The organism is Gemmatirosa kalamazoonensis (assembly GCF_000522985.1).
Lineage (GTDB): Bacteria > Gemmatimonadota > Gemmatimonadetes > Gemmatimonadales > Gemmatimonadaceae > Gemmatirosa > Gemmatirosa kalamazoonensis.
In genome coordinates, this window is record NZ_CP007128.1 from 2,355,719 (window position 1) to 2,369,257 (window position 13,539).

Genomic DNA, 13,539 nt, shown 5'->3' on the forward strand with positions numbered 1-13,539 from the left:
ATCACGAACGCTCGAACAGCGCGAGGATCTCTTCCTCGCTCTGTGGATCCAGCACCGACCGCGATGCGAAGTCCTCGGCGTTCGGGTACGCCGTCGCGCGCACGCGCGCGGCCGCCGCGTCGTAGTCGTAGTCGGTGCGCTGGTGCCGCGCGTCGTCGTCGAGCAGCAGCCAGTGGGCGCCGCGCCGGCCGTACGGCATGCCCACGCTCCCCGCGTTCAGCACGCGCACGTCGCCCACGCGGCGGTCGAACTGCATGTGCGTGTGCCCGCACACCACCACGGACTGCGTGACTCCCGCGAGCATCGGCCGCACGCGCTCGTCGGGGCTGCGCACGGTGAAGATCTCCTCGTCGTTCCGCGGCGTCGCGTGACAGAACAGCACCTCGCCGAGCCCCGGCGCCTCCGCCGTGAGCGTCGTCGGCAGCGCGGCGAGGAAGTCGCGGTGGCTGCGGTCGAGCTGCGCCGCGGTCCACTCCACCGGCCCGCGCAGCCGGGCCGGCATCCGGTCGAGCGGCTCGCCGTCGAACGCGCTCACCACCAGCCGGTCGCAGTTGCCGCGCAGGAAGCGCGCGCGCGGGCCTAACGCCTGCAGCCGCTCCAGCGCCTCGCGCGGCATCGGGCCGAGTACGACGTCGCCGCCGACGATGATCTCGCGTGCCCCCGCCGCTTCCGCCGCCGCGAGCGCCGCATCGAGCGCGGGAAGGTTGCCGTGCACGTCGTACAGCGCGGCGATCGGTGCCATGTCGCTTGCTCCGGTAAGCGTGTGCTGTCCGTGTCTCGTGCCGAGCCGCGCAGGACGCCGAGCCCGTTCGGGGCTGTGTGAACGAACCGCAGAGGACGCAGAGGGGCGCACAGGACTGCCTCTTCCTGCCCTTCTTGAATTCAACCACAGAAGACACGGAGGACACAGAGGAAACCAACAATTGAAGTGGTTCTCCTCCGTGTCCTCCGTGTCCTCTGTGGTTCAAATGAAAGGCTCTGCGCCCCTCTGCGTCCTCTGCGGTTCAATTCGAAGAGGCTGTCCTTCGCGTCCTCCGCGGCTCCGCGTGAGATTGCGGTGGTCCGCGTCCTCTATCTAGGCGCGCGTGAGTGATCTCAGGGTCGGAAGCCGCGCGTCCACACGATGATCGCGCCGCAGACGCTCTGGCTGTTGCGGAACTCGCTCGGCACCTCGGCCGCGCCGAGGTAGACCTCGATGCCGCGCACGTCGAGCGGGTTCACGAGGTCGTCGATCGACATGCCGTCCGTCATCGTCTGCCGCATGCGATCGATGAACACGCTCAGCACGCAGCTGTTGCCGAACGGGCTCCGCGTCGACACCGGCACGTAGCCGATGCCGTTCTGCAACGGCTTCATGCGCAGCCCCGGGATCGTCTTCAGCACGTCGGACACGTGCTGCGCCTGCCGCTGCTCGAACTGCTCCGCCGTCACGAACTGCCCGAAGCCGGCCTGGCGTCGGAACTCGAATCCTGTGCGGTCGAGCAGCGTCGCGCGCTGCGCGTTCACGCGCACCGTGCCGAGCAGCGTCACTCGCGACCGCGCCAGCGTCACCCGCTCCGTGCGCGACGCGTCGGCCGGCAGCGTCACCGACACCGTCGCCGGCTCGTAGCCCAGCGCGCGCACCGTCGCCACTCGGCTTCCCGCGGGCACGCGCGCGAGTCGCACCGCGCCGCTGTCGTCGGCCACCGCCGTCGCGCCCTCCACGTCGGCATGCGCCGTGGACACTGGCTTCCCCTCCGCATCGCGCACCACGAGCACCAGCGTCGCCGTGCCCGCGGCTCGCGCGCCCGACTGCGCGGCGGCCCGCAGCGACGGCGCGACGGCGAGATCCTGCATCGTGACGACCTTGTCGTGCAGGTCGACCTGCACCTCGCCCTCCTCCACCGCGGCCGAGTCGGCGCTGCGGGCGAGCGCCTGCACCGTCACCACGACGTCGTTGGGCACCCCGCATGCGACGTACGCGCCGCCGTCCGTCGTGCGCACGGCGATCGTGTGCAGCCGCGTCGTCACCGACTTGCCCGCGGGCTCCCACTCCGACCACTGCACCGCCACGCGCGCCGGCACCGGCGCGCCGTCGCTCGTGCGCCGCACGCGTCCCACGAGCATGCCGGCGGTGTCCGGCTCGAGCCCCGGGCAGGCGCGCCGCGCGATCGTGCGCAGCGACGGCGTCGCGAGGTGCAGCGCGCTCGTGTCGCTCCCCACGCGCACGCGCGCCGGCGCGACGCCGATGCCTAACGAATCGAGCGTCGGGTGCGAGAACGACAGCGCGTACTCCCCGGCCGTCACCGAGTCGAAGCGGAAGCCGCCGCTCGCGTCGGTCGTCACCGAGCGCGGCACACCGACGCCGTTCGTGGCATCGAGGGCGACCTCGGCGCCTCGCAGCGGGCCGCGCGACAGGCTGTCGTACACCGTGCCCACGATCGTGCCCTGCGCCCCCGCGGCACGCGTCGCGAGCAGGCACGCCGCGGCGGCGAGCAGTCTGCGAGAGGTCATGGCGCCGCTCCCGTCGTCTTCGGCGGCGCGAGCACGTCGCGTGTCAGCACGTAGAAGTTCTCGTCCACGCGGATCGTCGCCGGCGCGCCCGCCGACAGCGACGCCGTCTGCCAGCTCTCCGTGGGCTTGATCCAGCGGGCCGGCTGTCCGCCGACGCTCGCGCGCACCGGCATGTCGAACCCCGGCACCACCTCCGCCCACCGGTACGACAGCATCGTGCCCTCGGCCTTGTACTCGAGCACCGGGATCTTCGTCGTCGTCAGGTACTGCGCGAACACCCGGCCGAGATCCACGCCGCTCTGCTCGGTCATGTAGCGCTGCACGTCGGCACCCGTCACCGTCTTGCCGCCGAACGTCGATTGCAGGCCGCGCAGCACGCGCCGCCACTTCTCGTCGTCCTGCACGAGCTGGCGGATCGTGTGCAGCATGTTGCCGCCCTTGTCGTACATGTCGCCGGATCCCTCGTCGTTCACGCCGTAGCGGCCGACGATCGGCGCGTCGTTGCGCACGTTGCGCCGACCGCCCACCGCGTACGCGGCGCCCGCTTCCTTGCCGAAGCGGCACTCGGTGTACAGCGCCTCCGCGTAGTTCGCGAACGCCTCGTGCACCCACATGTCGGCGATGTCCTTCGTCGTGATGGCGTTGCCCCACCACTCGTGCGCGCTCTCGTGCACGATGATGAAGTCCCACAGCACGCCGTAGCCGCTCCCCGACCGGTCGCGCCCGAGATAGCCCTGCAGGTACTTGTTGCCGTACGCCACCGCGCTCTGGTGCTCCATGCCGAGATGCGGCGCCTCCACGAGCTTGTATCCGTCGCGGTACCACGGGTATGGCCCGAACCAGTGCTCGAAGCACGCGAGCATCGCCGGCACCTGTCGGAACTGCTGCTCCGCCGCCTCCCGGTGGAACGCGAGCGGCCAGAAGTCGAGCGTGAGCGGGCCGCGCTCGCCGCGGAACACGCCCGAGAAGTGCTCGTACGCGCCGGCGTTCACCGCGACGTCGTAGTTGTTGATCGGGTTCGTGACGAACCACTCCCACGTCGTGGTCCCGTCGTCGTGGTGCGTCACTGTGCGCAGCCGCCCGTTCGACACGTCCACCATCGGGTCGGGCACCGTGATCGCGACGCGCTGCGAGTCCGGCTCGTCGGCCTGCGTGTCCTTGTTCGGCCACCACACGCTCGCGCCGAGCCCCTGGTTCGCCGTCGCGACCCACGCGTTCCCGAGCGAGTCGCGCTGCCACGCGTACCCGCCGTCCCACGGTGGGCGGCGCGCGACGCGCGGCCTGCCGTGGTAGTAGACGGTGACGGTGCGCCGTTCCCCGGTGCGCTGCCGCGCCGCGAGCGTGGCGAAGAACGCGTTGGAGTCGCGCCGGAACGTCAGCCGCCGGCCGTCCTGCACCATGCTGTCGACCACGAGCGGCGTCATGAGGTCGATCTGCATCTCGCGCGCGGGCTGCAGCACCCGGTACGTGATCCCGTTCGAGCCGCGGATCGAGCTGTCCGCTGGCGAGACGGACACTCGCAGGTCGTAGAACTCGACGTCCCACCAGGACCGTCCCGGTCCGTTCCCGCCGCGCAGCGAGTCCGCGCGCGTGAACCGCGTCGTGTCCTGCGCGGCGGCCGAGCCGCCCGCCGTGGCGCCGAGCGTGACGAGCAGCACCAGCGTCGCCGATTTCATCATCGCCTTGGTCACGGTCGCCGTCGCATCGGGGTATACCAGGGAGGGGAGAGGGCCCACGGCCGGGGCCGATGGCGAACGATGAGCGTCCGCCGCACCGCGCGCCACCGGCCACACTTTGACAAGGTGCCGCGATGCTGGACGCGATGACGGGCAACTGGTGGGCGACCGCGCTCCGGGGTGGGGCCACCGTGCTGTTCGGGCTCCTGGCGCTGGTGACCCCCGGACTGACGCTCGACGGCCTGGTCTCGCTGTTCGGCGCCTACGCGCTCCTCGACGGAACGGTCGCCCTGTTCCTCGGCTGGCGCGCCCGCGCGGCGGGTGCGGACGCGCGCGAGCTGCTCGTCGGCGCGGTGACGAGCGTCGCCATCGGGCTCGTGACGCTGCTCTGGGCCGACGTCAACGCGTTCGAGCTGCTCTTGCTCGTCGGCGTGCGCGCGCTCGTCGCCGGGCTGGCCGAGGGGATCGCCGCGCTCCGCGGGCGCCGCGAGGGGCCGGCCGATCGTTTGACGGTCGTCGTCCCCGCCGTCGCCGCGGCGTTCGGGCTGCTGTTCCTCGTGATTCCGGCGACCGGCGCCGACACGGTGCTCTGGTGGATCGCGCTGTACGGGTTCGCGGTCGGCGCGCTGCATCTCGCCCTCGGCCTCCGGCTGCGCGGGGCCGCGCACGGCGACTCCGACGCGCGCGGCCTGAGCGCCGCGTAGCGGCGCGTCGCCGGGTCGGCGGGGAAACTCGCGTCCTCCGGGGTACGTAGAGGCCCCGACCCCTCCCCCCTCCCATGTCGTCAGCCGCCTCGATCCTGCTCGCGCTCGTGGCGGGCACCGCGCAGCCCCCCGCTTCCAGCCAGGCGAGCGCGCAGCCCACTCCGACCGCCACCCGCCCCGCGTCGTCCTCCCGTCCCGACTCGGTCCGACGACGCGAGCGTGACACCCCGCGGCACGTCGCGCTCACGCCGGAGCTCGAGCGCTCCGCGTTCAGCGACGCCACGTCGCGCACGCTGCTCGCCCGGGCCCGCGTCGCGCGGCTGTCGCAGGACTCGGCGCTCCGCGCCTACGACGCGAAGACCTACCAGCGGCTCTCCGTCGGCATGGGCTTCCGCCGCATCGGGCGCGACCGGCTGCTGATGCGCCTCGAGAACGCGTCCCGGGTGCACTGGGATCGTCAGCGCGGCGTCACCGTGGAGCCCACGGGACGCCGCGCGGTGTTTCCGATGGTGAAGGACGCCGACGGCGACGCGGACATCGACGACATCTCGCCGATCCCGTACTTCCCCGGGCGCGAGACGCTCTGGTTCCCGTCGTCCGACTTCGGCATCGCGAAGGCGGAGGTCGACGACCGCGCGTTCGTGCATCCGCTCGCGATCGGCGCCGAGGCGTACTACCGCTACGCCGCCGGCGACTCGCAGAGCGTTAGGCTCCCCGACGGCAGCACGGTGCGGCTGCGCGAGCTGCGCATCACCGCGCGCCGCCCCGACTGGCACCTGTTCGTCGGCTCGTTCTGGTTCGACGCCGACCGCGGACAGCTCGTGCGCGCCGCGTATCGCATGGCCGTCGAGATGGACATCTGGCAGGTGGCGGACGAGGAGACGAAGCGCGAGCTGACCGAGGCGCTCGAGCGCGCGAAGAACGACACGAGCGCCGAGGCGCGCGCCGCCGTGCGCGCCGCCGAGCACGAGGTCGGCGACGCGCCGCCCGGGTGGGTGAAGGGGCTCATCACCCCCATGCGGGCGACGATCTCCTCCATCACCGTGGAGTACGGGCTGTACGAGGGCCGCTTCTGGCTCCCGCGGCGCAACGTCGCCGAGGCGGAGGGGCAGGCGGGCTTCTTCCGCGTGCCCGTGAAGATCGAGGAGAGCTTCAAGTACGACCGTGTCGCGGCGACGCCCGCGGCGCTCGCCGGCCGCCCGGTGCCTAACGTGCCCGAGACCGCGGAGTCGCCCGACGCCGCGACGCCGCGTCCCGCGCTCGCCGCCGCGCGCACCGCGCTCGACTCCGCGCTCGCCCGCGCGCCCGGCGACTCCGGCTCGACGCAGGTCACCATCACGATCGGCTCCGGCCCGAACGGGCAGCACACGCGCACCGTGAAGATCGACGGCGAGCCCGCGACGCTCGACCGCACGCAGCGCGTCGACTCCACGCTGCGCGCGATCATGCGCCGCGCCGACTCGCTGAACCTGCGCGCCGATTCGCTGCAGGCCGCCGGCGACACGGCGAAGGCGCGCAACGCGCGCGCGCTCGCGCGCGGCCGCCTGCGTCGCGCGGCCGCGATCGCGCGGCGCGAGGTGCAGTGCTCCGCCGACAGCTCGTACGACGCGGGCACGCGTCGCCGCTTCGACGGCGCGCTCGCGGTGCACGTGCGCATGCCGTGCGACACCATGCGCCTCGCGAACTCCGCCGACCTCCCGAAGTCGCCGTACGAGGCGGGGGAGGAGGTGTTCAGCGCCGCCGACCGCGACGCGCTCGTGAAGGCGCTCGACCTCGGCCTGCAGCCCGGGTGGGCGCCGCAGCCGGTGCGCGTGCACTCCGGTCTGGACCTCATGCGCTACAACCGCGTCGAGGGGCTCTCCGTCGGCGCGTCGGCGACGTCGGTGCTCGGCATGGGCTACACGGCGCAGGGACTGCTGCGCCTCGGCGTGGCCGACCTCGTGCCTAACGCGGAGCTGTCCATCGCGCGCAGCGACGGCCGTCGCACCGTCCGACTCGGCGCGTTCCACCGGCTCGGCGTGGCGAACGACGACTGGGGCTCGCCGCTGAACTTCGGCGCGTCGCTCTCCGCGCTGCTCTACGGACGCGACGAGGGCTTCTACTACCGCACGTTCGGCGCGGAGCTCGGCGGCACGCGCGAGGCGCCGTTCGGCGCCACGGTCGACTGGCGGCTGTTCGCCGAGCGGCAGCGCTCCACCGGCGCCGAGCCGAACACGCAGATCTCGCTCGGCCGCGCGATCGGCGGCGCGCGCTTCATCGACAACATCGACGCGCAGCAGGCGACGGTGGCCGGTGCCGCGGCCGATCTGTCGCGCACGTTCGGCGAGGATCCGACCGGGCTGCGGCTGCTCGCGCGCACGCGCGTCGAGGGCGCCGCGGTGCGCGGCGCGACCATCGCGCACGGCGCCACCACCGGCTACGGCCGCCTCATGACCGACGCCACGCTGTCGCGCGCCATCGGCTCCGTGTCGCTCGCGCTCACCGGCGCGGCGGGCGGGATCGCCGGCGAGGCGCCGGTGCAGCGGCAGTTCTTCATGGGCGGCGTCCAGACGGTGCGCGGCCAGTTCGCGCGGCCGACGAACGAGGCCGGCGGCGTCGAGAGCGGCTACCAGGGCGACGCGTTCTGGCTCGGGCGCGCCGAGCTCGGGACGAACAGCGTCGCCGCGCGGCCGGTGCTGTTCTTCGACGCCGGCTGGGCGGGCCCGCGGGAGCAGTGGAACCATCCCGGCCGCCCGCTCACCGGCGCCGGCGTGGGGCTCTCGTTCATGGATGGCCTGATCCGCACCGACCTCTCGCGCGGCATCTACCCGCAGAAGCGGATGCGCTTCGACCTGTACGTGGAGGCGCGGTTCTGACGATGTGATGATCGGGGCGCTGGGGTGCGGTTCAGCTTGACTTCGGTATTTTTAGATTTCAAGTTCTGAGATAAATCGCCCGCACCTGAGAGCCCTGATGATCGGCATCTATCACGAGCACCCCGACTGGTTCCGCCCCCTGTTCGCGGAGCTGGAGCGGCGCGGTCTGCCCTACGAGCGGATCGACGCGGCGAACCACCTGTACGATCCGACCGAGACATCGGTCCCCTGGTCGCTGGTGTTCAACCGCGCGTCGCCGTCGGCATACCTGCGCGATGCCCGCCAGACCACGTTCCACACGCTGCACTGGGTCCGGCACCTCGAGCGCCTCGGCGTCCCCGTCGTGAACGGGTCGTCGGCGTACGCGCAGGAGCTCTCCAAGGCGACGCAGATCGACATCCTGCAGGAGCTCGGGATCCCGCACCCGCGGACGCGCGTCATCAACAGCGCGGCGCGCGCGGTCGAGGCGGCGCGCGGCCTTCGCTATCCGGTGCTCGTGAAGGCGAACGTCGGCGGCAGCGGCGCCGGCATCGTGCGCTACGACAACGAGGAGCATCTCGCCACCGCCGCGCAGGCGGGTCTCCTCGACCTCGGCGTCGACGGCACCGCGCTCGTGCAGGAGTACGCGCCGCTGCGCGACGGCCGCATCACGCGCGTCGAGACGTTGGGCGGCGACTTCCTGTACGCCATCAACGTCTACCCGGCCGACACGGGCTTCAACCTCTGCCCGGCCGACGCGTGCATCACCGGCGAGGGCGTGGAGCTGTCGCGCGCAGCGTGCGCGCTCGACGCGCCGAAGAACGGGCTCCGCGTGGAGCGCGCCGACCCGCCCGCGGAGATCATCGACGCGATCGAGCGCATCGCGCGCCGCACGCAGCTCGACGTCGGCGGCATCGAGTACCTCGTCGACGACCGCGACGGGCAGTGGTACGTCTACGACATCAACGCGCTGTCGAACTTCGTCGCCGACGCGCCGAACGTGATCGGCTTCGACCCGTTCGTGAACCTCGTCGACTACCTCGAGGCCCGGCTGAGCTCCGCGACGCTCCACGGTCCACGCTCGCCGCTCGCCGCGAGCGGCGCCGGAGCGAGCGCGGAGCGTGGAGCGTGGAGTGTGGAGGGAGTCTGATGCGGTATGGTTATTGGATGCCCGTCTTCGGCGGCTGGCTGCGCAACGTCGACGACGAGGGCATGGCGGCGAGCTGGGAGTACGTCCGCCGGCTCGCCCGCCGCTCGGAGCAGATCGGCTACGACCTGTCGCTCGTGGCGGAGCTGTTCCTGAACGACATCAAGGGGATCGAGGCCGACTCGCTCGAAGCGTGGACCGCCGCGTCGGCGCTCGCTGCGGTCACCGAGCGGCTGGAGCTCATGGTCGCCGTCAGGCCGACGTTCCACCCGCCGGCGATCCTCGCGAAGCAGGCCGCGACGCTCGACCAGATCAGCGGCGGGCGGCTGTCGCTGAACGTCGTCAGCTCGTGGTGGAAGGACGAGGCGCGCCGCTACGGCGTGCAGTTCGACGAGCACGACGACCGCTATGCCCGCACGAGCGAGTGGCTCGACGTGCTCGACGGCGCGTGGCGCGAGAACGGCTTCACGTTCACCGGGAAGTACTACCGGGCCGAGGAGACCGTGCTGTCGCCGAAGCCGCTCCGGCTCGCGGGTCGTCCGCGCCCGACGATCTACGCCGGCGGCGAGAGCGAGGCGGCGAAGTCGCTCATCGCGTCGAAGTGCGACGCGTACGTCATGCACGGTGATCCCGTCGACGTCATCGCCGGCCGTGTGTCCGACATGCGCGCGCGCCGCGAGGCGTTAGGCCTGCCGCCGCTGCGATTCGGCATGGCCGCCTACGCGATCGTGCGCACCACCGAGGCGGAGGCGAGGCGCGAGCTCGCGCGCATCACGACGGTGAAGCCCGACTCGCCGGGGTTCGCGAACTTCGGCGACTGGACGACGAACACGCAGCTCGAGCGCCCGCTGGCGCTGCAGGATTACTCGGTCTCGAACCGCGGGCTGCGCGCGGGGTTCGTCGGCACGGCGGAGCAGGTCGCCGAGCGCGTACGCGCCTATGCCGACGTGGGCGTCGATCTCCTGCTGCTGCAGAGCAGCCCGCAGCTCGAGGAGATGGAGCGCTTCGCGGCGGAGGTGATGCCGCTCGTGCCGGAGGGCGCCCGCGCGGAGGCGGCCGCCTGAGGGACAATGCGCCGCTGCGTCGCTGCGTGACGGCGTCTTGTTGAGGGGACGCAGTCACGCAGCGACGCAGCGGTTTTCAGTCTTCGAGCATCGTCTTGCAGCGTTCGGCGAGCGCCTCCGTGTCGAGCACGGTGCCGTCCTCGCCGCGCCAGCCCCACGCCTCGCCGGCGGTGAGCGCAGGCTCCAGCACCGCCTGCTTCAGCGCGACCGCGCCGCCCCGCTCCCGGTTCGCCGAGCCGGGCACGGAGACCGTGCCCTGCCAGACCACCACCTGCAGCTCGCCGAGCGAGGCCTGCACGCTCGTCGAGGGGAACCACGACACGGTCACCGCGCGGGTGGCCGTCTGCAGGATGCAGCCGCGGGGCGTGCGCACGCGGCGGAGGGAAGGCGCCCGCGGCTCGGCGCCGCGCGCCGGGGGCCGCTCGGGGGCGAGGGCGTCGAGCAGATGCCCGACCGCCTGCTGGACGCCGTTGCGCTGCTTCACGGTCGGCCAGTCTCCCAGCCCCGATGGGCCGGAGTCGATGCCGTCGATCTCGTCGTGCATGTCCGATCCTCACATCTGGTCCCACCGCGCGCGCCCCAAGAGCGGGGTGCCCGCGTCCGTGCCACACGTGCCGAAACGCGATGCGGCCGCGAGACGCGCGGCCGCACGACTCACCGGTGCGCGATCAGCCCCGGTTCTTGTTGCGCGCCGCGCGGGCGCGACGCTGGGCGGCCTCGCTCTTGAGCTGGCGCGCCTCGCTCGGCTTCACGTAGTGGCGGCGGCGGCGCACCTCGGCGAGCACGCCCGCGCGCTGGACCATCCGCTTGAACGACTTCAGCGCCCAGTCGATGCGGTCGCCCTCTTCCAGCTGGATCTCGATCATGACACCTCGTGCGTGGTGCGTCTTTTGTGGTTGGGTGTGCGGCCGCCGTCGACCGCGCTCGCGCCAAAAAAGGCCCTCGCGAGTGCGAGGGCCCAACTCGTCCGCAGTACGCGGGGCACATGTGTCGCTCTCGGATACTAATCGGCCTGGCGTCGGGTGACAAGCCGGCCCAAGCCTTGCGCGCATCACCGCCCACCACTCCTGGAGGGGATCATGGCGGAACGGGACGACAGCATGGCGCGCGACGCGCGCAACGCCCAGAGCGGCGCGAACACGCCGCAGGGCGGGCAGCAGGCCGCGCCGCAGGGCAACCAGGGCAACCAGGGCAACCAGGGTAATCAGGGCGGCGACGACCGCCAGGCGCTCGACGAGGCGCTGCAGCGCCGTAACGAGGACCTCGCCGGCGACATCGAGACGAACCGCAACCTCACCGGCTCCACGACCTACGAGACGCTGAGCGAGCAGGGCGACCTCGACGTTGCCAGCGGGCGCGGCGACCAGGGCAATGCCGGTGGGTCGCGCTCGGGCGGCTCCGGCGACCAGGGCGGATCGTCCGGCGGCATGCGCTGACCGGCGATCGACCTCCACGACGACGGCCCGGCGGACTCGCTCCCCGGGCCGTCGTCGTTCCGCCGCGCGCCCGGCACACCCTCGGCGGGCTCAGCGACGCAACACCGCACCGGAGGCATCAGAGCCGCGGCGACCGACGCGACCGCGAGCAGGACAACCGGCCCCGCTAGCGTCTCTTCGCCCTCACGCGCGGCCGCCAGCCGAACTCCTCGAAGTTCACCCGCCCGCGCGCGTCGAACCGCACGCCTTCCTGCTCCAGCCGGAGCCGCTGGAGCACGGTGCCGCCGGGGCCGTCGCGGCGGGTGCTCACGCGCCCCGCGGCGTTGATGACGCGCTGCCAGGGGAGCGGGCTGCCGTCGGGCAGTCCGGCGAGCGCGTAGCCGACGAGGCGCGCGTGTCCCGGCAGCCCGGCGAGCGTCGCGACCTGGCCGTACGTCGCGACGCGCCCCGCAGGGATGCGCGCCACGACCCGATAGATGCGGCTCCAGCTCCCGGACGGATCGCGTCGCACGTCAGCGCGCCAGCCGCAGCACGAGCCGCTCCTCGCGCGCGATGCGCTCCGCGTCGGCGACGAGCGCATCGAGGTCGTCGGCGCGGCTCACGAGCCGGCCCGCGAGCGGGTCGGCGTCGCCCGCGGCGAGGCGCACGACGAGCCGCGCGGCATCGTCCGGCGACGCGTCGCGCCCCTCGTCGAACGTGGCGCGGTACCACGGCAGCCACGCGCGTCCGGCGTCGGACGACATCAGCTCCTCGGTCATCGCCGTGCGCACGGTCCCCGGCTCGATGGCGAACACGAACACGCCGTACGGCCGGGCCTCGGCCGCCGCGACTTCCGTTAGGCGGGTGAGCGCGGTCTTGCTCGTGACGTACGCCGACGCGAACGGGATCGCCGCGTTGCCGGCGCGGCTCGACACGTTCACCACGCGCCCGCGGCCGCGCGGCACCATGCGCGACAGCGCGGCCCGCAGGCCGAGCAGCGCGCCGCGCACGTTCACCTCCTGCGTGCGCCACCAGTCGTCCGGATCGCACGCCCACACGGGACCTGGAATACCGCCGTGTCCCGCGTTGTTCACCACGACGTCGAGCGGACCGAGCGCGCGCTCCGCGTCGGCGAACGCGCGCTCGATCGCCGCGGCGTCGGTGACGTCGGCCACGCAGGGAAGCGCGCGCCCGCCCGCGCGCTCGACGAGCGACGCGGTCTCACCCACGTCGTCGGCGGAGCGGGCGAGCACGGCGACGCGCGCGCCGGCCGCGGCGAGATGCAGCGCCATCGCGCGTCCGAGCCCACGTCCGGCACCCGTGACGAGTGCGACGCGGTCGGTGAGGTCGGGCATCGGGGGAAGAGGAGGGTCGGTCGAGCCGTCCACAAGCTCGTCGCGGGACGCGCGGGCGGAAGTGCCGCGGCGCTACTTGTGCAGTCGATCGCTGCGTCGTAGGCTCGCGCAATCGAGAGAGCGGAGTCCACGTGCTCTTCCATCTCATCGAGACCGGGCGCCACCGGATGTGGCATCCCGGATCCACGTTCTGGAGCACGGGCGCACACGCTGCGCTCGTCGCCTCCGTCGTGGCCGGCTCCATGCCGGCGCACCAGCAGTCCGAGCGCGTGGAGCGCGAGGTCGTGTACCTGCTCCCCACGCTGCCGTCGGCGCCGCGCATGCCGTCCGACGCGCGTGTCCGCTACCAGAGCGGCGACCTGGGCGTGCGCCCCCGTGCCGCCGCGGGATGGATGGCCGCGCAGCGCGGTCGCCGGGCGCTGCGGCCCGCCGAGCTGCCGTCGCCGTCGCCCATCGTGCCGGTGGTGTTCGACAGCGTGGCGCACGCGGGGAGCCCGGTGTTCGTCGCCGCGGAGCTCGACCGCGTGGTGGAGCGCGACCCGCTGAGCGCCGCGCCGGCGTACCCGCCGGACCTGGAGGCGCAGCAGGTGGAGGGCGCCGTGCGCGCGGAGTGGGTCGTGGACTCGACCGGCTACGCGGACACCACGACGTTCCGCATCATCTCCGCGACGCATCCGGGGTTCGCCGAGGCGGTGCGCGTGGCGCTGCCGCTCATGCGATTCCATCCCGCGGAGCTCTCGGGCCGCGCGGTCGCGCAGATGGTGCGTCAGGAGTTCACGTTCCGCATCCGCCTGCCGGAGCCCGAGTCGCCGCGCGTACCGCGTCCGTAGCCCGGCCGACGCGCGTCGCCT

At 72.8% G+C, this 13,539-nt stretch carries 13 protein-coding genes; 6 read left to right on the top strand and 7 right to left on the bottom strand.

The annotated features are described in order from the left end of the window. Nucleotide 1 precedes the first annotated feature (1 nt). From J421_RS10155 to J421_RS10165, 3 genes are all read right to left on the bottom strand, one after another. A complete protein-coding gene (locus tag J421_RS10155) occupies nucleotides 2-742 on the bottom strand; it encodes a metallophosphoesterase family protein (RefSeq protein WP_025411072.1) in 741 nt (246 codons plus the stop codon). A gap of 353 nt (nucleotides 743-1,095) precedes the next feature. Next, nucleotides 1,096-2,493 (bottom strand): carboxypeptidase-like regulatory domain-containing protein, encoded by a 1,398-nt coding sequence (locus tag J421_RS10160; RefSeq protein WP_025411073.1) that lies wholly within the window; start codon nucleotides 2,491-2,493, stop codon nucleotides 1,096-1,098. After that, nucleotides 2,490-4,184 (bottom strand): M1 family metallopeptidase, encoded by a 1,695-nt coding sequence (locus tag J421_RS10165; RefSeq protein WP_201773137.1) that lies wholly within the window; start codon nucleotides 4,182-4,184, stop codon nucleotides 2,490-2,492. Before J421_RS10165 ends, J421_RS10160 begins: the two co-directional genes overlap by 4 nt. Before the next feature lie 119 nt (nucleotides 4,185-4,303). On the opposite strand from J421_RS10165, the gene J421_RS10170 reads away from it, so the two are divergent. The 4 genes from J421_RS10170 (at nucleotide 4,304) to J421_RS10185 (ending at nucleotide 9,918) form a co-directional block, all read left to right on the top strand. Then, the gene (locus J421_RS10170; protein ID WP_025411075.1) at nucleotides 4,304-4,873 is read left to right on the top strand and encodes an HdeD family acid-resistance protein; all 570 of its coding nucleotides are present in this window, start codon (nucleotides 4,304-4,306) and stop codon (nucleotides 4,871-4,873) included. Between the two features lie 74 nt (nucleotides 4,874-4,947). After that, nucleotides 4,948-7,728: a BamA/TamA family outer membrane protein gene (locus J421_RS10175; RefSeq protein ID WP_025411076.1), complete on the top strand. Its 2,781-nt coding sequence runs from the start codon at nucleotides 4,948-4,950 to the stop codon at nucleotides 7,726-7,728. Between the two features lie 97 nt (nucleotides 7,729-7,825). Next, complete coding sequence (locus J421_RS10180; protein ID WP_025411077.1) at nucleotides 7,826-8,857, top strand: ATP-grasp domain-containing protein; 1,032 nt, start codon at nucleotides 7,826-7,828, stop codon at nucleotides 8,855-8,857. Beyond that, a complete protein-coding gene (locus J421_RS10185; RefSeq protein WP_025411078.1) occupies nucleotides 8,857-9,918 on the top strand; it encodes an LLM class flavin-dependent oxidoreductase in 1,062 nt (353 codons plus the stop codon). The genes J421_RS10180 and J421_RS10185 overlap by 1 nt, the downstream gene beginning before the upstream one ends. A 76-nt stretch (nucleotides 9,919-9,994) precedes the next feature. Here J421_RS10185 and J421_RS10190 read toward each other — a convergent pair whose 3' ends face one another. Both J421_RS10190 and rpsU read right to left on the bottom strand, forming a co-directional pair. Next, complete coding sequence (locus tag J421_RS10190; protein ID WP_025411079.1) at nucleotides 9,995-10,462, bottom strand: hypothetical protein; 468 nt, start codon at nucleotides 10,460-10,462, stop codon at nucleotides 9,995-9,997. 124 nt (nucleotides 10,463-10,586) lie between these two features. Continuing rightward, nucleotides 10,587-10,784, bottom strand: a complete 198-nt coding sequence (gene rpsU / locus J421_RS10195; RefSeq protein ID WP_025411080.1) for a 30S ribosomal protein S21 — start codon at nucleotides 10,782-10,784, stop codon at nucleotides 10,587-10,589. 213 nt (nucleotides 10,785-10,997) lie between these two features. On the opposite strand from rpsU, the gene J421_RS10200 reads away from it, so the two are divergent. Next, entirely contained in the window at nucleotides 10,998-11,354 is a 357-nt protein-coding gene (locus tag J421_RS10200; protein WP_148306244.1) for a hypothetical protein, read from the top strand. A gap of 166 nt (nucleotides 11,355-11,520) precedes the next feature. On the opposite strand, the gene J421_RS10205 is transcribed toward J421_RS10200, so the two are convergent. Next, a complete protein-coding gene (locus J421_RS10205; protein WP_201773138.1) occupies nucleotides 11,521-11,865 on the bottom strand; it encodes an MGMT family protein in 345 nt (114 codons plus the stop codon). A 1-nt stretch (nucleotide 11,866) separates the two neighbouring features. After that, nucleotides 11,867-12,688 carry an SDR family NAD(P)-dependent oxidoreductase gene (locus J421_RS10210; RefSeq protein WP_025411083.1) on the bottom strand — a complete coding sequence of 274 codons (822 nt, stop codon included), beginning with the start codon at nucleotides 12,686-12,688 and terminating at the stop codon, nucleotides 11,867-11,869. 131 nt (nucleotides 12,689-12,819) lie between these two features. Here J421_RS10210 and J421_RS10215 point away from each other — a divergent pair, with 131 nt between their 5' ends. Further along, a complete protein-coding gene (locus J421_RS10215) occupies nucleotides 12,820-13,518 on the top strand; it encodes an energy transducer TonB (protein ID WP_025411084.1) in 699 nt (232 codons plus the stop codon). Nucleotides 13,519-13,539: the final 21 nt, after the last annotated feature.

Coding starts and splice junctions, on each gene's coding strand:
- J421_RS10155 (WP_025411072.1), bottom strand. CDS start 742: ATGGCACCGATCGCCGCGCTGTACGACGTGCACGGCAACCTTCCCGCG.
- J421_RS10160 (WP_025411073.1), bottom strand. CDS start 2,493: ATGACCTCTCGCAGACTGCTCGCCGCCGCGGCGTGCCTGCTCGCGACG.
- J421_RS10170 (WP_025411075.1), top strand. CDS start 4,304: ATGCTGGACGCGATGACGGGCAACTGGTGGGCGACCGCGCTCCGGGGT.
- J421_RS10175 (WP_025411076.1), top strand. CDS start 4,948: ATGTCGTCAGCCGCCTCGATCCTGCTCGCGCTCGTGGCGGGCACCGCG.
- J421_RS10180 (WP_025411077.1), top strand. CDS start 7,826: ATGATCGGCATCTATCACGAGCACCCCGACTGGTTCCGCCCCCTGTTC.
- J421_RS10185 (WP_025411078.1), top strand. CDS start 8,857: ATGCGGTATGGTTATTGGATGCCCGTCTTCGGCGGCTGGCTGCGCAAC.
- J421_RS10190 (WP_025411079.1), bottom strand. CDS start 10,462: ATGCACGACGAGATCGACGGCATCGACTCCGGCCCATCGGGGCTGGGA.
- rpsU (WP_025411080.1), bottom strand. CDS start 10,784: ATGATCGAGATCCAGCTGGAAGAGGGCGACCGCATCGACTGGGCGCTG.
- J421_RS10200 (WP_148306244.1), top strand. CDS start 10,998: ATGGCGGAACGGGACGACAGCATGGCGCGCGACGCGCGCAACGCCCAG.
- J421_RS10210 (WP_025411083.1), bottom strand. CDS start 12,688: ATGCCCGACCTCACCGACCGCGTCGCACTCGTCACGGGTGCCGGACGT.